We start from the raw sequence: 18,336 nt of genomic DNA on the forward strand, positions 1-18,336 counted from the left end.
ACGGACATATCCAACCACTCGTCCCGGCAGGGGGCGTGAACGGTCGGCGGGACCTGGTACCAATGGGCGGGTGAGCGAAGAACAGACGCTGCGGGACGAGGCCGAGGCGCGGCTGCGGGCGCTCGCGGGCGAGGGCGCGCGGCTGCGCGACGACCAGTGGGCGGCGATCAGGGCCCTCGTGATGGACCGCCGCCGCGCGCTGGTGGTGCAGCGCACCGGCTGGGGCAAGTCGGCCGTCTACTTCATCGCGACGGCGCTGCTGCGGGAGCTGGGCGAGGGCCCGACCGTCATCGTCTCGCCGCTGCTCGCGCTCATGCGCAACCAGATCGCCGCCGCCGAGCGGGCCGGGATCCACGCCCAGACGATCAACTCGGCCAACCCCGAGGAGTGGGAGAAGATCTACGGCCAGGTCGCCGAGGGCACGGTCGACGTGCTGCTGGTGAGCCCGGAGCGGCTGAACAACCCCGACTTCCGCGACCAGGTGCTGCCCGAGCTGGCCGAGAGCGCCGGCCTCCTGGTGATCGACGAGGCCCACTGCATCTCCGACTGGGGACACGACTTCCGGCCCGACTACCGCCGGCTGCGCACGCTGCTGGCCGAGCTGCCGCCCGGCATCCCGGTGCTCGCGACGACGGCGACCGCCAACGCCCGGGTGACCCGCGACGTGGCCGAGCAGCTGGCCACCGTCCAGGAGTGGGACGAGCTCGCGGGCGGTGAGGTCCTCGTCCTGCGCGGGCCGCTGGAGCGCGACAGCCTCCACCTGTCGGTCGTCCGGCACGCCTCCGCCGAGCAGCGGCTCGGCTGGCTGGCCGCGGCGCTGCGCGAGCTGCCGGGCTCGGGCATCGTCTACACGCTGACCGTGGCGGGAGCCCAGGAGATCGCCGCCTACCTGCGGGAGCAGGGCCACCCCGTGGCCGCCTACACCGGGCAGACCGAGCCGGCCGAGCGGCTCGCGGCGGAGGACGACCTGCTGAACAACCGGATCAAGGCCCTGGTGGCCACGTCGGCCCTCGGCATGGGGTTCGACAAGCCGGATCTCGGGTTCGTCGTGCACGTGGGCGCCCCCGCCTCGCCCGTCGCGTACTACCAGCAGGTCGGCCGGGCCGGGCGCGGCGTCGAGCGGGCCGAGGTGATCCTGCTTCCCGGCCCCGAGGACCGGGAGATCTGGGCCTACTTCGCCTCCCTCGCGTTTCCGCCCGAGCCCGTCGTACGGGCGACCCTGGAGGCCCTCGGACAGGAGGGCCTGCTGTCCACCGCCGCCCTGGAGACGCGGGTGGACCTCAGCCGCGGACGGCTGGAGATGATGCTCAAGGTCCTCGACGTGGACGGCGCGGTCCGCCGCGTGAAGGGCGGCTGGGAGGCGACCGGCGAGCCGTGGGCGTACGACGCCGAGCGGTACGCCCGGGTGGCCGCCGAACGGCGCGCCGAGCAGGAGGCCATGCTCGGGTACATCGCCACGACCGGCTGCCGCGAGGAGTTCCTGCGCCGCCACCTGGACGACGACGCGGCGGCCCCCTGCGGCCGGTGTGACAACTGCACCGGCGTGCACCGCTCCCCGCAGGTGCCCGAGGAGGCTGTACGGGCCGCGCACGACCGGCTGGCCCGGCCCGGCGTGGACATCGAGCCCCGCCGCCAGTGGCCGACCGGCCTGCCCGACCTGAAGGGCCGGATCAAGCCGGAGCTGTGCGCGGAGACGGGCCGGGCGCTCGGCCGGCTCACCGACATCGGCTGGGGAACGCGCCTGCGCGACCTGCTGGCCGCGCCCGACGCGCCGGTGCCCGACGACGTGTTCGCGGCGGTGGTCGACGTGCTGAAGTCGTGGGACTGGGAGCGGCGCCCGGTCGGCGTGGTGACCGTGCCGTCGGCCACCCATCCCCTGCTGATCGGCTCACTGACCGAACGGCTGGCCCAGGTGGGCAGGCTGGAGCGGCTGGGCGAGCTGGGCTACCGGGCCGGAGCGCCCGCGCGGCGGCACAACAGCGCCCAGCGGGTGGCCGCGGTGCGGGCCACACTGGCCATGCCGCGGGAGGTGGCCGCCCGGATCGCCGCGGCCGGCGGGCCGGTGCTCCTGGTCGACGACCGCGTGGAGACCGGCTGGACCCTGGCCCTCGCCGCCGCCCAGATCCGCCACGCCGGCGCCCCCGCCGTCCTCCCGCTGACCCTCGCCACCACCACCTGATCCGGCCCCTGGCCGCCGCCACCTGACCCGGGCCCCCGCGCGGTCCTCGCCGGCACCGGGGTCACGCCGGGCGCGGTCCTCGCAGGCGTGGGCGCGGAACGACCGCCGGCCCCTGGCGGCGCGGGGCTTCTGGCGGGGCGTGACGGCGGGAAGGGACGCCGGTGGCGGGCGCCCTCGCGAGACATGGACGCGGGACGGCGGGAGGCCCTCAGGGGGCCTGCCGTACGGGATCTACAGGCGGGGACGGGCGCCCAGGTTGGAGATGCACTTGGCGGCGAGGGCGTTGCCCGCGGCCAGCGACTCGGACGGGGGCTTGCCCTCCAGCCACGAGGGGAGGAACCCGGCCGTGAACGCGTCGCCGGCGCCCGTGCCGTCGACCACGCGGTCGACGATCTCGGCGGGGGCGCGGACGGGCTCGGCGCGGTTGTTGGTGTACCAGAGCGCGCCCTCTTTGTTGAGCTTGATCACGACCTGGGGGAACCAGGCGGTGAGCACCTTCGCGGCGGCCGCGGGCTCCTCGCGCCCGGTCAGCACCTTGGCCTGGTCGGCGTTGGCGAACAGCAGCTTGGCGGCGTGGGTCCACTCGAGGAACGGCTCGGCGCCGGTGCGCTCCAGCGGCGCGGAGGAGGCGCAGTCGATCGAGATCGACATCCCGGCGCGGCGGGCGAGGTCGAGCGCGGCCAGCCCCGCGTCGCGCGACCCCTCGTTGATCAGCGTGTACCCGGACATGTGCAGGTGGCCGCCGGCGCTGAACAGGTCGCGCGGCAGGTCCTCGGGGGAGAGCGCGGCGTTGGCGCCGGGGTCGGACAGCATGGTCCGCTCGCCCTTGTGCGTGACGAGCACCACGCAGGTGCCGGTGGGCCGCTCGGGGTCCATCACGAGCCGGGCGTCGACGCCGTAGCCCATGAGCTCCATGTCGCGGTTGCGGCCGGTGATGTCGGCGCCGCGGCGGCCGATGAACGCCACCTCCGAGCCCTCCACCGCCAGCCAGCTGGCGATGTTGGCGCCGGACCCGCCACCGTGCATGGTCACGACGGCCGGCGTGTCGCTCGCCCTCGCCAGAGGGAACCGGGCGCGGGCGACCGCGTCTGTCATGAGATCGCCCACCACGACGACCCGCGTCATGATGTCACCACCTTGCCAACTGCTTGTGGAGGCGAGCCACGCCCATGGAGGGGCCGGGTCCTCTCCGTGCTCCGAGGCTGACGTCCAGAAACCTAACAGTTTCCGGGCATGTCGTGGGGCGGGGAGCAGACACCGGGGCATGTCGATGCACAAGCGTTGCCCAACTCACCCTGTCCGAGCTGCCCAATCCCGCCCAAGACGGTCCGACCGCCAGGAGTCAAGGGCGGACGAGATCGATGTCGATGCCGCGCCAAAAATCGGTCAATGCAGTGCAAGCCGGGCGGCGCTAGCCTCGGGAGGGTGCACCCTCAGTACCCCGCTCACTGGGAGGCGGACGTCGTGCTGTCCGACGGCGGCACGGCACACCTGCGCCCGATCAGGCCGGAGGACGCCGGCCTGTTGCGGTCCTTCTACTCCCGCCTGTCCGAGCAGTCGATCTACTTCCGGTTCTTCGGGCCGCGCCCCCGGCTGACCGACCGGGACGTCGCCTGGTTCACCAACGTCGACTACAACGACCGGGTGGCCCTGATCGCCACGATCGGCGCCGAGATGGTGGCGGTGGTCCGGTACGACCGGGTGGAGCCGAAGGACCACGCCGAGGTCGCCTTTCTCGTGGAGGACGCGCACCAGGGCAGGGGCATGGCCTCGGTGCTGATGGAGCACCTGCGGGCGGCCGCCCGCGAGCGGGGGATCAGGACGTTCATCGCCGACGTCCTCCCCGGCAACCACCGGATGACCGCGCTGTTCCGCCAGGCGGGCTACACGGCGCAGAGCCAGTTCGAGGACGGCGTCGTCCGCATGACGCTCGACCTGGCCAGCACGCCGACCGCGCAGGAGGTCAGGCTGGCCAGGGAGCACCGCGCGGAGGCGCGCTCGATCGCCCGCCTGCTCACGCCCGAGTCGGTCGCGGTGATCGGCGCGAGCCGCGAGCCGGGCGGGATCGGGCAGACCGTGCTGCGCAACCTCCTGGGGGCCGACTTCACCGGCCCGGTCTACCCCGTCCACCGGCACGTACGGGCCGTGGCCGGGGTCCGGGCGTACCGGAGCGTGTCGGCCATCGACGGCCACGTGGACCTCGCGGTGCTCGCCGTCCCGGCCGAGGGCGTGCTCGAACTCGTCGAGGAGTGCGCGGAGAAGGGCGTGAAGGGCCTGATCGTGGTCTCGTCGGGGTTCGGGGAGACCGGCCCGGAGGGGCGCGCCCGCCAGGACGAGCTGGTCCGCATCGCCCGCGCGTACGGCATGCGCGTCGTCGGCCCCAACTGTCTCGGGATCGCCAACACCGACCCCGCCGTACGGCTGAACGCCACGCTGGCGGCCACGCTGCCGGGCCGGGGCAGGGTCGGCTTCTTCAGCCAGTCGGGCGCGCTCGGCACCGCGCTGCTCCAGCGGGTGGCGCAGCGGGGGATGGGCATCTCGACGTTCGTCTCCGCGGGGAACCGGGCCGACGTGTCGGGCAACGACCTCCTCCAGTACTGGGAGGAGGACGCGGCGACCGACGTCGTCCTGCTCTATCTGGAGTCCCTCGGCAACCCGCGCAAGTTCACCCGGCTGGCCCGCCGGATCTCCCGCAAGAAGCCGGTCGTCGTCGTGAAGAGCCGGGGGGTGCCCGGCGGGCACGCCGCGCCCGTGCTCGGCCTGCCCGACACCGCGCTCGGGTCCCTGTTCGCCCAGGCCGGGGTGATCAGGGTGGACGACCTCACCCAGATGTTCGACGTGGCCCAGCTTCTGGCCCACCAGCCGCTGCCGGAGGGGCCCAGGGTCGGCCTGGTCAGCAACTCCGACGCCCTCGCGCTGCTCGCGGCCGAGGCCTGCGTGGGCGCCGGGCTGGAGCCGGTGCCGCCGGTGAACCTCGGCGCCCGGGCCGGCGCGGCCGAGTTCGGCACGGCGCTCGCGGGCGTCCTGCCGGACGTGGACGCCGCCGTCGTCGTCTACATGCCGCCTGTTCCTGGGCGGCCGGACGAGGTGGCGGCGGAGCTGCTCCGGGTGGCCCGGGAGTCGGGCAAGCCGGTGCTGGCGACCTTCCAGGGCGAGCTGGGCATGCCGGACGCCCTCCGAGTGGACTCCGGCGAGGGGTCCCCCGGCCGCGGCTCGATCCCGTCGTACCCGGCTCCGGAGGAGGCCGTGCGGGCGCTGGCCCACGCGGTCCGGTACGCCCGGTGGCGCGGCGAGCCCCCGGGCTCCGTCCCCCGGGTCGAGGGCGTCGACGCCGCCTCCGCCCGCCGGATCGTGACCGGCGCGCTGGCCGGGGGCGAGGGCGAGCGGGAGATCGACGCCGGGCCGCTGCTCGCCTGCTACGGCGTTGAGGTGTGGCCCGCGGAGGTCGTGCGGTCGCCGGAGGAGGCCGTCGAGGCGGCCGTACGGCTCGGCTGGCCCGTCGTGATCAGGTCCGCCGACCCCGAGGACACCCGCCGGGCCGGGACCGTCCGCCTCGGCCTCACCGAGCCGGCCGGGCTCCGGCAGGCGTACGCGGACCTGGCCGCCCTGCTCGGCCCCGGCACGACGCTCGCCGTGCAGCGGATGGCTCCGCAGCCGTCGGTCCCGACGGTCGTGGGCGTGGTGCAGGACCGGCACGTCGGCGGGGTCGTGTCGTTCGGGCTGGGGGAGGTCACCGCGCGGCTGCTCGGCGACCGGGCCCACCGCCTCGCGCCGCTCTCCGACGAGGACGCCGCCGGGCTCGTCCGGTCGGTCCGCGCCGCGCCGCTGCTGTTCGGGGAGTACGGCTACCCCCGGGCCGACGTGGCGGCACTGGAGGATCTGCTCGTCCGCGTGGGGCTGCTGGCCGACGCGTTCCCCGAGGTCGCCCGGCTGGATCTCGACCCGGTGCTCGCCGGTGAGAACGGCGTGGCCGTGCTGGGCGCCCGGGCCGTCCTGCGGGCCGCCGAGACCCTCCGCCCCGACGTCGGCCCGCGCCGGCTGGGCTGAGACCCGGGCGGAAAACCCGTCACGCTCGGGTGTGAAACAGGTGTCCCTTACAGGGCAGGATGGACCCATGAGGGAAACCCGAGTCTCCGCAGCGGGCTTGCGCGAGGCCATCGACCGAAGCGGCTACTACCCCGACCTGGTCTCCGACGCCGTCGAGTCAGCGCTCGGGAGCGAGCAGGTCACGGCGTACGTCGTGCATCACGAGGCCACGTTCGACCCGGCGATGGAGGTGCGCAGGCACGTCACGGTCCTCGTGCTGTCGCCCACCCGGCTGCTGGTGTGCCACACCGACGAGCACCCGCCCGCCGAGGGGATGCCCGCCTCCCACGCCTCCACGACGACGGAGGCCGTCCGGCTCAGCCGCATCCAGTCGGTGGCGGTCACGAGGGTGGTCCCCGACCCCGCGTCGTACGCCCCGGGCGTTCCCCCCACCGAGGTCACGCTCACGATCGGCTGGGGCGCGATCTCCCACGTCGATCTCGAACCGGCCACCTGCGGCGACGAGAACTGCGAGGCCGACCACGGCTACACCGGAGCGATCACGGCCGACGACCTGTCCCTGCGGGTGAGCGAGGCCGCCGACGGGCCCGAGGCCGTGACCCACGTGCTGGCGTTCGCGAAGGCGCTGTCGGAGGCCACCGCCCGCGCCGCCCGCTGAGACCGCCGTACGGGGGCAGGCGGACGTCCGACCAGACCGACCGCCGGGCGGTGCGCCCCGGCCACCCAGGGAGGCGACGTGATCGACCCCGAACCGTCCGCGACGCGGTCCGTGGCCCCGGCGGAGCCGGCGGCCGGGCCCTCCGCCGGGCCCTCGCACGGGCCGGGGCCCGTCCGCCCCGGCGGACCCGCTCCCGGTACGCCGCCCGCGCCCTACGTCCCCGCGTACGGAACGGCGTCGCTGGCGGACCTGCCGGGGTCCCTGCTGGCGAGCCTGGGCGTCCCCGGCGCCAACACGCTCGGGCTGGACCCGGCGGTGAAGGTGTGCCTGTTCCTCGTCGACGGTCTCGGGGCCGACCTTCTCGCGGCGCGCCCTGACGCGGCCCCGTTCCTGTCGTCCCGGCTGCGCCGCACGCTCACGGCCGGCTTCCCGTCGTCCACACCGACGAGCCTGGCCACGCTGGGCACCGGGGCGCCGCCGGGCGACCACGGGATGGTGGGCATCCAGATGGCCGTCCCCGGCGAGGGGCGGCTGTTCAACTGCCTGCGGTGGACCGCTCCGGGGCTGTCCATCGACCCCGAGGTGTGGCAGCCCAGACAGACGGTCTACGAGCGGATGTCCGCCCTCGGCGTCGACCCCGTCTACGTCGCCCCGGCGTCGTTCGACGGCACCGGCCTCACCCGGGCCGTCTACCGGGGAATGCGCTACTGGGCGGCCGAGACCGCGGAGGAGCGGGTCGCCGCGGTGCGGCACGCGCTGCGCGACAGCGGGTTCGTGACCGTCTACTACGGCGAGGTCGACCGGATGGGCCACGAGAAGGGCTGGGGCAGCCCGGAGTGGCTGGAGCAGGTGGCGATCGCCGACCGGATGGCCGAGCGGATCGCGGCGGCGCTGCCCCCGGGCTCGGCCCTGTACGTCACGGCCGACCACGGGATGATCAACTCCGATCACAAGGTGGACGTCGACACGCGGCCCGACCTGCGGGAGGGCGTGCTCATGATCGGGGGCGACGCCCGCGCCCGGCATCTGTACACGACCCCCGGAGCCGCCGAGGACGTCCGGCAGACCTGGCGTGCGGCCCTCGACGGGCACGCCTGGGTGGTCACCAGGGAGGAGGCCGCCGACGCCGGATGGTTCGGCCGCGCGGTCCGGCGGGAGTGGCTCGACCGGATCGGCGACGTCATGGCCGTGCCGTACGGCGACTGCGTGATCGTCGCCTCCGTCAGCGAGCCGGTCGAGTCGTCGCTGGTCGGCTACCACGGGTCGCTCACGCCCGCCGAGCAGAACGTCCCGCTCCTGGAAATCCGCGCCTAGCGGGTCCGTCCACAGACGGGTGGGCGGCGGTGCGGGGGCGTGGCGGGAGTGGGGGCAGAATGGCTGTCGCCGGTGTCCCGTCCTGGAGGTAGGTGCGATGAGCCCGCTGATCACGCCCGAGGAGCTGGCCGCGCTCGGAGACGTCACGATCCTCGACGTCCGGTGGAGGCTGGGCGGCCCTCCCGGGATCGAGTCGTACCGGGAGGCGCACATCCCCGGCGCGGTCTTCTGCGACCTCGCCGCCGACCTGGCCGCGGAGCCGGGGCCCGAGGGGCGCCACCCGCTGCCCGCCCCCGGCGACTTCCAGGCGGCCATGCGCCGCCTGGGCGTGTCCGCCGGTCGCCCCGTCGTCGTGTACGACGACGCCGACTCGACCGCGGCCGCCCGCGCCTGGTGGACCCTGCGCTACTACGGCCACCCCGGCGTCCGGGTCCTCGACGGGGGCCTGCGCGCCTGGACCCAGGCCGGCATGCCGGTGACCAAGGAGACGCCGCCGGCCGCCCCGGGCGACTTCACCGCCGTCGCCGGGGGGATGCCGGTGCTCGACGCCGGCCGGGCGGCCGAGATCGCCTCCGGCGGGGTGCTGCTCGACGCCCGGGCCGCGGAGCGCTACCGCGGCGAGGTCGAGCCGATCGACCCCGTGGCCGGGCACATCCCCGGCGCCGTCAGCGCCCCCACCGGGCAGAACGTCGAGCCCGGCGGCCGCTTCCACAAGCGAGAGTTCCTGCGCGAGCGGTTCAACACGCTGGGCGTGGTCGAGGGCGTCCCGGTCGGGGCCTACTGCGGCTCGGGCGTGACCGCCGCCCACGAGGTGCTGGCCCTGGAGGTCGCGGGCCTGCCCGCCGCGCTGTACGTCGGCTCCTGGTCCAACTGGGTCGCCGACCCCTCCCGTCCCGTCGCCACCGGCTGACGGGATCGGGGTCACCGGGCGGCGGGCCGCAGGCGCAGGGCGCCGTCGCCGAAGCAGACGAAGCCGGCCGCCCCGGTCTTGCCGGCCGCGACGCCCAGGGCCTCCGCGGCGGCGCGCCCGTCCGCGAGCAGGCCGTGGAACAGCGTCATGAGCGCGAACGCCTCGTCGTCGCGCACCGGGACCACACCGGCGACCACGCACGACGACCCCCGGTCGAGGAAGGCCCCCGCCAGGCCGAGGGCCGCGCCGTCCACGGGCGCGTGGGCCATCCCGGCGTCGCACGCCGACAGCACGACCAGCCGCGGGACCGCCTCCGCCCGGAGCAGGTCGTAGCCCATGAGCGGGCCGTCGTCCAGCGTGATCCGCGACAGCATCGGGCTGCGCGGCGAGAACATGCCGTGCGCGGCGACGTGCAGCGCGTCCGCGTGCTCCAGCGCGGCCATCACCTCCTGCCGCGTCGCCCCGACGCGCCGTCCCCCGGGATGGGCGGCGGCCACCGCGTCGGCCTCGGCGGCGGCGTGCCGCAGCCCCGGCCCCGCGAGGGCGACGACCGCGGCCGGTGAGCGCGCCGGACCGACCTGGGGCCCGCTCGTCTCCGTCGCGGGCCAAGGGGGCGATTCGTTCGCCGCGGAGCCCCAGGAGGTCGGACGGCTCCCGGTGCCCGGTCCGGCCCCCGGCCTGAGCCAGGGGACGGCGTCCGCCGCCACCGACACGGGCCGGCCGGCCAAGGAGGGCAGCAGAGGCCAGGGCAGCGTGCACAGGGCGCCGGTCGGCACGATCGTCACCGGCCCGTCGTCCAGGTCGAGGGGCTCCAGCAGCATCAGGTCCAGCGCCGGAAGCTCCCGCGCCAGGCCGTCCTCGTCCCCGGCGTCCCGCAGACAGCGGCGGCGCAGCCCGTACCGGACCCGGACCGTCGCCTCCACGGCCGCCGCGTACGACCCGAGCGACCGCAGCGCGCACTCCCGTCGGCCGGCCGTGACCGCCCACAGGTCGTCGCCTCGGCGGACCAGTTCGACCAGCGTGCCGAATGTGCCGCCGAGCGCGGCCGGGCCGGCGAGGGGCGGCGGGGGAGTGCCGCGCACGACCGACCGCCATCGCTCCGCCCACGTGAGCACCGTCCAGGGGTCCCCGCTCTCCAGGGCCAGGTCGAGCCCGAAGGCCGCCAGGTCCTCCGCCGGTCGCGCCGCGTGCGCCCGTACGTCGGGGCTCTCCGCGTCCAGGCCGGCGGCGGCCGCGCGGATGCCCGCGCCCGCGGCGGCGAGGGCCGCCTCCCGGTCTCCGTCGAGCCGGTGGAGCAGGGCACGGGCGTGCTGCCGCACGACGGGCCGTACACCCGGAGTCGGAGCGCCGGCCCCGGACGCCTGCGCGACGTCACCGGCGATGGCCGCGGCCGGCCCGGCCGGCGTCACCTCCGCGGATGAACCGAACGGCACGTCCCCGGCGTCCGGTCCGGATCCGGGGGAGAGCCCGGAGGACGACGCGAGCCGGAGAAGGTGGGCACGCGCGAGGCCGGGACGGCCGAGGCGCACGGCCGCGGCGGCGGCGGTGAGCCGGAGCGCCGCCGACTCGGCGGGCCAGCCGTGGGCGGCCAGGTCGTCGGCGCACGCCAGAAGCTCGTGGAGCGTCCCGTCATCCGGGGGCTCCTGCTGCAGGCGGGCCCGCAGGATCACCTCGGCCGCCAGCGGGATCCACGCGTGCCTGCCCTGTTCCGCCAGCTCGTCGAGCGCCGTCTCCGCGGACGACCGGGCGAGGCGGGCGTCCCCCGCGAGGAGCCCGGCCTGCGCGAGCAGCAGCCGGGCGCCGGGGACGGCGGCGTGCGCGCCTCCGGCGACCAGATCGGGTACGGCCTGTTCGAGCAGCGTCCGCGCCTCGACCGGCAGCCGGGCGGCCACGAGGGCCTCGGCGAAGTCCGTCCGCATCGCGGCCAGCCGTTCCGGGTAGCCGAACAGCGCCGACTCCGCCGCCTGGTACCTCTCGAACGCGGCCGCGATGTCGCCCCGCCTGGCCGCGACGAACGGCAGGTTGCCCTCGGCCAGCATGGCGACGTGGTCGAGCCCGGCGGCCCGGGCCGTGGCGGCGCAGCGGGACAGGTCCTCCTCCGCCGTGCCGTACTCCTGCAGGTAGGTGCGGGCGACGCCGCGGTTGAGCAGCCCGCCCGCCAGGAACCGCGGGTCCTCCTCCAGGAGGCCCACCGCCCGGTCGCAGTGCCGCACCGCATCGCGGTGCCGGCCCAGCAGGATCAGGGCGGCCGACCGCTGGACGTCGAGGCGGGCGAGGTCGGTCCCGGACAGATCCCGCTCCGCCAGGTCGGCGAGCGCGAGCCCGCCCTCCGGGTCGCCCAGCTGCGCCCGCACCGTGACCAGGGACATCCGCGCCTGCGCGACCCGCGGCGGGAAGGCCGCGCCGGCCGCGACGGCCTCCTCGAGCCGCTCCGCGGCCAGTTCGAGGTCGCCCAGTTCGCGCGCCGCGAGGGCCGAGGCCCGCAACGCGACGGAGACCGCCTCCTGCCCGTCCCGTACGGCCGCGGCCTCGGCGAGGACGTCCCGCGCCTCCGACAGCGCCAGCCGGGGATCCGACCCCGACAGCCGTACGGCGGACTCGGCCCGCGCGACGAGGACGGCGGCCGGGGGCGGGTCAGGGGCGGACATGCACCCAGCGCGTGAACACGGGCGGCAGCCCCGGGCGGTGGCACACGACGCTGACCCATCCCGGCGGCAGGCCCGAGACGGCGAAGTGCCCGCTGCCCGAGGGCGAGCGGACCTTGCCGACGTGCGGGGTGCGCACCTCCACCCGGGCGTCCGGCCCAGGCCAGGGCGAGATCTGCCCCGCCACCTCCAGGCGGCCCTCGACGACGGACGCCTCGACGTCGATCGTGAGACCGGCCGCCGTGAACCGGTGGAAGCCCGGCGCGTCCGGTGCGGCCTCGGCGGCGCCGAGCCGTGGTCCCGCGGAGCCGTCCGCGCCCTGCCGCGGAAGATCGGCGGACCGGGCGCCGGGCGGGACGGCGACGGCGACCTCGTCGGCCGCGACACCCCCGGGCAGCCGCAGCGCGAAGGCGGCCCGGGCGGCGGCGGAGACCCGTCCCGGCACCGGATCGGCTCCGGCCCCCATCCGCAGCGCGGCGAGCAGGTACTCGTCCCTCACGAGCCGGCCTCCTCTTCCACCAGCGCCCGCAGCCGCGCCATGCACCGGGCGCGGGTGGGGCCGATGCTGCCCACCGGCACATCCAGCCGTACGGCGATCTGGGCATACCGGGCCTCGGGATGGAGCACCCACAGGCGGATCAGCGACCGGCAGGGCTCGCCGAGCAGGTCGAGCCGCGCCCAGACCTGCCGGCCGAAGTCGGCGTCCACGACGGCCGCGGCGGGGTCGGGGGCGGCGGCCTCCGGCACGTCCGCGTCCGCCGGGGTCTCGCCGCGGGCCCTGCGGCTGAGCCGGGCGGCCTCGTGGCGGGTGGTGGTGACGAGCCAGGCGCCGACGGCGCCGGGGTCGCGGATGGTGTCGGCGCGCTCGACCATCTTCAGCCACGCGCCCTGGACGGCGTCGGCCGCGTCGGCGGCGCTCAGCCCGAAGGCGCGGGCGACCGCCCACATCCTGCCGTCGAACCGTGCGACGAGGTCCTCCCAGGCGGCCTGGTCGAGGTCGGCGAGAGAGTTGCGTTCTGGCATGTGACTCTGCGCGTTCGGAGGGGGACAACGGGTGACACGCACCCTATCGATCGACGGCGACCGCGACGCCGAGATCGGGAATTTGCCGGCCCTCCCGCAGCAGGCGTCGTACGGCCTCGGCGGGCGGGACGTCGCGGCACAGCCGCGCGAGGGCCCCCGTGACGCCCGCCGCCGCGAACGACGTGCCGCTCCACCGCGCGTAGCCGTGGAACTCGGCGTGATCGAGGAAGCTGCTCGTCAGGCCGACGCCGGGGGCGCAGGCGTCGACCCAGGGGCCGTACGCCGAGAAGGAGGCCCTGCCGTCCCCGTCGAGCGCCGCCACGGCGACGACCCGCGGGAGCGCGGCCGGCCAGAAGGGACGCGACGAGGCGGTGTTGCCCGCGCAGGCGACGACGGCGGGAAAGGCCGCCAGCGTCTCCGCCAGCCCCACCGGCGGCCGGTCGTCGAAGGTGTGGCCGCCGAGCGACAGGTTCACCACGTGGACCCGCTCGCGGCGCAGCCGGGCGAGCGCCCGCAGCAGCGCGGCCTCGTCGCTCACCCCGTGGCTGTCGAGGAGCCGCACGGCGCGCAGCGCCACGCCGGGGGCCCGGCGCAGGATCAGCCCGGCGACGAACGTGCCGTGGCCCGCCTGCTCGTCCAGCACGCCGTCGCCGTCGGCGTCCGGGGTGTCGGCCACCTCGTCGCGGTACCAGCGCGCCATCCAGGGGTGCGGCGCGAGGCCCGTGTCGAGCACGGCGACCGTGACGTCCCACGGCTCACCCGGTTCGTACGGCACGGCCCGCGCGGGCACCGGCATGCCGCCGGGGCCGCCGAACAGCAGCGGCTGCCCGAGGAGGACGTGGTTGGGCGACGCGACGTGCCCGCGGTCGCGGAGGGCCGCGGTGAGGTCGACGACGTCCACGCCGGGCGACAGCCGGACGTGGTGGACGCCCCCGGCGGCGGCCGTCTCGCGGGCCCAGCGGCCGACGGCCTCGGGGGAGGAGGTGAGCAACTCGTCCGGCCGGATGAGCGCGGGCCGGCCGGGGAGGGGTTCGACGAGCCGACCGCGCATCCCGCCGCCTTCCTAGGGCGATCACGGAGGGAGTCTTTCCCGATTCCGAGGGTTACCACGCCCTAATCGGTATGACCCCCCTCTGGTGCCGGGCCACGACGGACGGTAGTCTCTCCTACAGTCATCCAACCGTGATCATCCCAAGTATGAGGCCGTTGGGGAAGGCGCACCTCATGCGATTTGGGAGGTCCGGTGGCTGCTGCTCGTGGCGTCCTGTACGTCCACTCGGCTCAGCCTGCGCTGTGCCCGCACATCGAGTGGGCCGTCGCAGGCGTTATTGGCGTACCCGTCGATCTGACGTGGACGGCCCAGCCCGCCGCGCCCGGAACGCTCCGGGCCCAGGCGGAGTGGGAGGGCCGCCCCGGCACGGCCGCGGCGATCACGTCGTCTCTCATGGGCTGGCAGCGCATCCGCTTCGAGATCACCGAGGACGCCTCACCCGGCGTCGACGGCTCCCGGCACGCCTACACCCCGTCGCTCGGCGCCTTCACGGCCGTGGTCGGCGCGAACGGCGACATCCTCGTGCCCGAGGACCGGCTACGCAACGTGATGCTGATGGCCGCCCAGGGCCGCGTCGTGCTGGAGGACGAGCTCGACCGGCTGCTCGGCAAGCAGTGGGACGAGGAGCTGGAGTCCTTCCGGTACGCCGGGGAGGGCGCCCCCGTCCGCTGGCTGCACGCCGCCGTCTGACCGCTCCCGCCGACGGCGCGGGGCCTCTCCTGGAGGGTGCGCCCCGCGGCCGCCGTATTGCGCGCGCGTGACAACTCCCGCGTCGCGCGCCTTGGGAAAAGGCCATAGAAAGCGGTGTTTTCCACAGATATAACCGGGACTCACCATTTCCCACGTCACGCCTTCGGGCGGACCGGAGGAGGAGTCCATGAGCGTTCGTGCCCGGCGCCTCGCGACCGGCGTCGCGGCGGTGCTGCTGCTGGGCGGGCTGTCGGCTCCCGCCCAGGCAGCCGCCTACGACTACCACCCGAGCGACGCCGACTGGTCCGACTGCCCCAGGCTCCCGGCGGGCGCCACGGCCGACACCTGGAGCTGCATCTTCATCGTCACGGTCGGCGGGACGATCTCCCTCGGCAAGATCCAGCAGGACATCAGCCAGCCCCTGCGGATCACCGTCGCGCAGGGCAAACTGGCCGGCGGCGGCACGGCCGCGGCGTTCGGCAGCGTGGTGGGCGGCCGCATGAAGGTCCCCGGCGGCCTGCTCGGCAAGCCGCTCGAGGTGCCGAAGCTGACCGACGTGTACGTCGAGACCCAGGGCACCGGCCGCGTCGACGCCGGGCCCGTCTTCCCGACCAACGTCGGCATCAAGATCCGGATGATCCACCCGCTGCTCGGCAAGAAGTGCTACATCGGCGGCGACGCCGATCCCATCGTCCTCAACCCCGAGGTGACCTCGCTCGACCTCACCTCGATCGACGGTGTGCCGGTCTTCAAGGCGACGGCCAGGGACACGACGTTCGCCGTGCCGAAGGCGAGTGGCTGCGGCCTCAACTGGGGCCTGGTCAACACGGCCGTGAACCTGCGGGCCGGCCTGCCGTCGCCGAGCGGGAAGAACTCGGCCGACTTCCAGTGGTTCGTCCGCGGCAAGTCGTACACCGAGCTTCCCGGGCTGGCGTCCTGACCCGCCCGCTCCTTCCAACGCCGAAGCGCCGGCCCCCTCAGGGGACCGGCGCTTCGCCGTACAGGACGGGGACTACAGGGGGATGTTGCCGTGGGCGCCGCGGGCCGGGGTGGCCGTGGCGAGGACGCGGGCGATGGCGCCGCGCGTCTTGGCGGGCTCGACGAGCTCGTCCACCACGCCGAGGTCGATGGCCCGGGCGAGGCCCCCGGCCACCTTCTGGTGCTCCTCGGCCAGCCGGGCCTCCAGCGCCGGCCGCTCCTCCTCGGAGGCGGCGGCGAGCTCGCGGCGCTTGAGGACGCGCACCGCGGCGACGGCGCCCATCACGGCGATCTCCGTCGTCGGCCAGCCGAACACGCGGGTCGCGCCCAGCGCGCGGGAGTTCATCGCGATGTAGGCGCCGCCGTACGCCTTGCGGGTGTAGAGCGTGACCCGCGGCACCGACGCCTCGGCGAACGCGTGCAGGAGCTTGGCCCCGCGCCGGACGACGCCGTCGTGCTCCTGGCCCACGCCCGGCAGGTAGCCGGGGACGTCGACCAGCACGACCAGCGGCACGCCGAAGGCATCGCACATCCGGACGAACCGGGCGGCCTTCTCCGCCGACGCCGAGTCGAGGCACCCGCCGAGCCGCATCGGGTTGTTGGCGATGACGCCGACCGTGCGGCCGCCGAGGCGGCCCAGGGTGGTGACGACGTTCGGCGCCCACTTGGGGTGGAGCTCCACGCCGGGCTCGTCGAGCAGCCCGTTGACCAGGGGGTGGACGTCGTAGGCGCGGCGGGGGTTGTCGGGGAGCAGGGCGCTGAAGTCGACCTCGTCCACCTCGCGCACCCGGCCCTGGTGGCCGAGCAGCACGGCGAGCTGGCGGGCCCTGAGCAGGGCCTCCGGCTCGTCCTTGGTGACGATGTGGGCGACGCCGCTGCGCTTGCTGTGCGGTTCGGGACCGCCCAGCGAGGCCATGTCGATGTCCTCGCCGGTGACGCTGCGGACCACGTCGGGACCGGTGACGAAGATGCGGCCCTGGTCGGCCAGGATCACCAGGTCGGTGAGGGCCGGGCCGTAGGCGGCCCCGCCGGCGGCCGGGCCGACCACGACGGAGATCTGCGGGACGAGCCCGGACGCCTTGGTCATCGCGGCGAACACCCGGCCCACCGCGTGCAGCGACTCCACGCCCTCGGGGATGCGCGCCCCGCCGGAGTGCCAGACGCCGATGACCGGCACCCGCTCCCGCACGGCCACGTCGTACGCGTGGACGATGTGCTCGCAGCCCTCGGAGCCCATCGCGCCGCCCTGCACGCGGGCGTCGCTGCAGAAGGCCACCACGGGGACGCCCTCGATGCGGCCGGTCACGGCCAGCACGCCGCTCTTGTCCTCGGGAGTGATCAGCCGGATCGAGCCCTCGTCCAGCAGGTGGCCGAGGCGCGCCAACGGGGCGCGGGGATCGGCGGCCTCTCCCTCGGAAGCCGCGGCCACCAACCTGTTGTCCAGCACAGTCATCGGAGACTCCCTTGTCAAACAGTGGTGAAGGCCACGGCCACGTTGTGACCGCCGAACCCGAACGAGTTGTTGATGGCGGCGATCTGGCCGTCGGGAAGCTTGTGGGGCTCGTCGCGGACGATGGGAACCTCGATGCCGTCGTCGAGGTCGTCCACGTTCACCGTGGCGGGCACGACGCGGTCGGTCAGCGCCAGGATCGTGAAGATCGACTCGATGCCGCCCGCGCCGCCGAGGAGATGGCCGGTCATCGACTTGGTCGCCGTGACCAGCGGGTGGGAGCCGATGGTCTCCTTGATGGCGATCGTCTCGACGACGTCCCCGGCGGGGGTGGAGGTGGCGTGGGCGTTGATGTGCTTCACGTCGGCCCCGGTCAGCCCGGAGTCCTCCAGGGCGCGCTGCACGGCGAGCCGGATGCCGGCGCCGGTGGGCTCCGGCTGGGCGATGTGGTGGGCGTCCGAGGAGTACCCCGCGCCGGCGGCGACGGCGTAGATCTTCGCCCCGCGCGCCCGCGCGTGCTCCTCCGACTCCAGCACGACGATGCCCGAGCCCTCGCCGAGCACGAACCCGTCGCGGCCCTTGTCGAACGGCCGGGACGCGCGCAGCGGCTCGTCGTTGCGGGTGGACATGGCGCGCATCGCGGCGAAGGAGGCCACGTTCAGCGGGTGGATGGCCGCCTCGGTGCCGCCGGCGACGACCACGTCGGCGCGGCCGTCCCTGATCATCTCGATGCCGTAGCCGATGGACTCGGCGCCGGTCGCGCAGGCGCTGACGGTCGCGTGGACGCCGGCCTTCGCGCCGATCTCGATGCCGATCCAGCCGGCGGCGCCGTTCGGCATCAGCATCGGGACCGTGAACGGCGACAGCCGCTGCCAGCCCTTCTCCTTGAACGTGTCGTACGCCGCCAGGATCGTCGTGATGCCGCCGATGCCGCTGCCGACGACGACGCCCAGCCGCGTCGGCTCGACCTCGGGGGTGCCCGCGTCCCGCCACGCCTCGCGGGCGGCGATCAGCGCGAACTGCTCGGCGCGGTCGAGCCGCCTCGCCTCAGGCCTCGGAAGAACCTCGCCGGGGTCGACCGCGGCCACGCCGGCGAACTTCACCGGCACCGAGTCGACCCAGTCCTCGGTGAGCGTGCGGATGCCCGACCGCCCGTCGAGGAGCGCCGACCAGGTCGAGGCGACGTCTCCACCGAGGGGCGTCGTCGCGCCGAGCCCGGTGACGACGACACGTACCCGGTCCTTGCTCACTTGTCTGCACTCCTCTTGATCGGTGGGGGCCAGGACGCCCCCGGCGGGGCGGGCACGGCCCTGCCCCCGCCCCTGCTCGTGATCCGCCGGGGCCCGGGGCCCGCGGCGCGGGGTCGTCCCGCGGACCGCGCCGTCCGCCCG

Annotated in this window: 14 protein-coding genes; 7 read left to right on the top strand and 7 right to left on the bottom strand. The window is 75.3% G+C overall.

Translation table 11 applies throughout. The features are described 5' to 3' along the window. Window positions 1-70 precede the first annotated feature (70 nt). Window positions 71-2,179 carry a RecQ family ATP-dependent DNA helicase gene (locus Mco01_RS05105; protein ID WP_204055723.1) on the top strand — a complete coding sequence of 703 codons (2,109 nt, stop codon included), beginning with the start codon at window positions 71-73 and terminating at the stop codon, window positions 2,177-2,179. A 231-nt stretch (window positions 2,180-2,410) separates the two neighbouring features. On the opposite strand, the gene Mco01_RS05110 is transcribed toward Mco01_RS05105, so the two are convergent. Next, window positions 2,411-3,304 carry a carbohydrate kinase family protein gene (locus tag Mco01_RS05110; protein ID WP_204055724.1) on the bottom strand — a complete coding sequence of 298 codons (894 nt, stop codon included), beginning with the start codon at window positions 3,302-3,304 and terminating at the stop codon, window positions 2,411-2,413. A gap of 300 nt (window positions 3,305-3,604) precedes the next feature. On the opposite strand from Mco01_RS05110, the gene Mco01_RS05115 reads away from it, so the two are divergent. The 4 genes from Mco01_RS05115 (at window position 3,605) to Mco01_RS05130 (ending at window position 9,108) form a co-directional block, all read left to right on the top strand. Continuing rightward, window positions 3,605-6,226 (top strand): bifunctional acetate--CoA ligase family protein/GNAT family N-acetyltransferase, encoded by a 2,622-nt coding sequence (locus Mco01_RS05115; protein ID WP_239103351.1) that lies wholly within the window; start codon window positions 3,605-3,607, stop codon window positions 6,224-6,226. A 67-nt stretch (window positions 6,227-6,293) separates the two neighbouring features. Further along, window positions 6,294-6,884, top strand: a complete 591-nt coding sequence (locus Mco01_RS05120) for a DUF5998 family protein (protein WP_051458831.1) — start codon at window positions 6,294-6,296, stop codon at window positions 6,882-6,884. A gap of 78 nt (window positions 6,885-6,962) precedes the next feature. Further along, window positions 6,963-8,198: an alkaline phosphatase family protein gene (locus Mco01_RS05125; protein WP_307825557.1), complete on the top strand. Its 1,236-nt coding sequence runs from the start codon at window positions 6,963-6,965 to the stop codon at window positions 8,196-8,198. A 97-nt stretch (window positions 8,199-8,295) separates the two neighbouring features. Then, window positions 8,296-9,108 carry a sulfurtransferase gene (locus tag Mco01_RS05130; RefSeq protein WP_204055726.1) on the top strand — a complete coding sequence of 271 codons (813 nt, stop codon included), beginning with the start codon at window positions 8,296-8,298 and terminating at the stop codon, window positions 9,106-9,108. 11 nt (window positions 9,109-9,119) lie between these two features. Here the strand turns inward: Mco01_RS05130 and Mco01_RS05135 are convergent, their stop codons facing one another. Genes Mco01_RS05135 through Mco01_RS05150 form a run of 4 tightly spaced genes read right to left on the bottom strand, consistent with a single transcriptional unit; the run spans window position 9,120 to window position 13,827 of the window. After that, window positions 9,120-11,756 carry a CHAT domain-containing protein gene (locus Mco01_RS05135; RefSeq protein WP_204055727.1) on the bottom strand — a complete coding sequence of 879 codons (2,637 nt, stop codon included), beginning with the start codon at window positions 11,754-11,756 and terminating at the stop codon, window positions 9,120-9,122. After that, the gene (locus Mco01_RS05140; protein ID WP_239103352.1) at window positions 11,743-12,252 is read right to left on the bottom strand and encodes a hypothetical protein; all 510 of its coding nucleotides are present in this window, start codon (window positions 12,250-12,252) and stop codon (window positions 11,743-11,745) included. The genes Mco01_RS05135 and Mco01_RS05140 overlap by 14 nt, the downstream gene beginning before the upstream one ends. After that, window positions 12,249-12,776, bottom strand: a complete 528-nt coding sequence (locus tag Mco01_RS05145) for an RNA polymerase sigma factor (protein ID WP_204055728.1) — start codon at window positions 12,774-12,776, stop codon at window positions 12,249-12,251. Before Mco01_RS05145 ends, Mco01_RS05140 begins: the two co-directional genes overlap by 4 nt. Before the next feature lie 43 nt (window positions 12,777-12,819). Further along, the gene (locus Mco01_RS05150) at window positions 12,820-13,827 is read right to left on the bottom strand and encodes a S8 family peptidase (protein WP_204055729.1); all 1,008 of its coding nucleotides are present in this window, start codon (window positions 13,825-13,827) and stop codon (window positions 12,820-12,822) included. 192 nt (window positions 13,828-14,019) lie between these two features. Here Mco01_RS05150 and Mco01_RS05155 point away from each other — a divergent pair, with 192 nt between their 5' ends. Then, entirely contained in the window at window positions 14,020-14,517 is a 498-nt protein-coding gene (locus Mco01_RS05155) for a DUF3145 domain-containing protein (RefSeq protein WP_204055730.1), read from the top strand. A gap of 187 nt (window positions 14,518-14,704) precedes the next feature. Then, window positions 14,705-15,457: a hypothetical protein gene (locus Mco01_RS05160; protein ID WP_204055731.1), complete on the top strand. Its 753-nt coding sequence runs from the start codon at window positions 14,705-14,707 to the stop codon at window positions 15,455-15,457. Window positions 15,458-15,529: 72 nt separating this feature from the next. Here Mco01_RS05160 and Mco01_RS05165 read toward each other — a convergent pair whose 3' ends face one another. Both Mco01_RS05165 and fabF read right to left on the bottom strand, forming a co-directional pair. Further along, on the bottom strand, window positions 15,530-16,948 hold the full coding sequence (locus tag Mco01_RS05165; RefSeq protein WP_204055732.1) for an acyl-CoA carboxylase subunit beta: 1,419 nt from the start codon (window positions 16,946-16,948) through the stop codon (window positions 15,530-15,532). A 14-nt stretch (window positions 16,949-16,962) separates the two neighbouring features. Then, window positions 16,963-18,195, bottom strand: coding sequence for a beta-ketoacyl-ACP synthase II (gene fabF / locus Mco01_RS05170; protein WP_204055733.1), 1,233 nt, complete (start codon window positions 18,193-18,195; stop codon window positions 16,963-16,965). Between the last annotated feature and the right edge of the window lie 141 nt (window positions 18,196-18,336).

Origin of the sequence: Microbispora corallina, from assembly GCF_016863035.1 — a bacterium.
GTDB lineage: Bacteria > Actinomycetota > Actinomycetes > Streptosporangiales > Streptosporangiaceae > Microbispora > Microbispora corallina.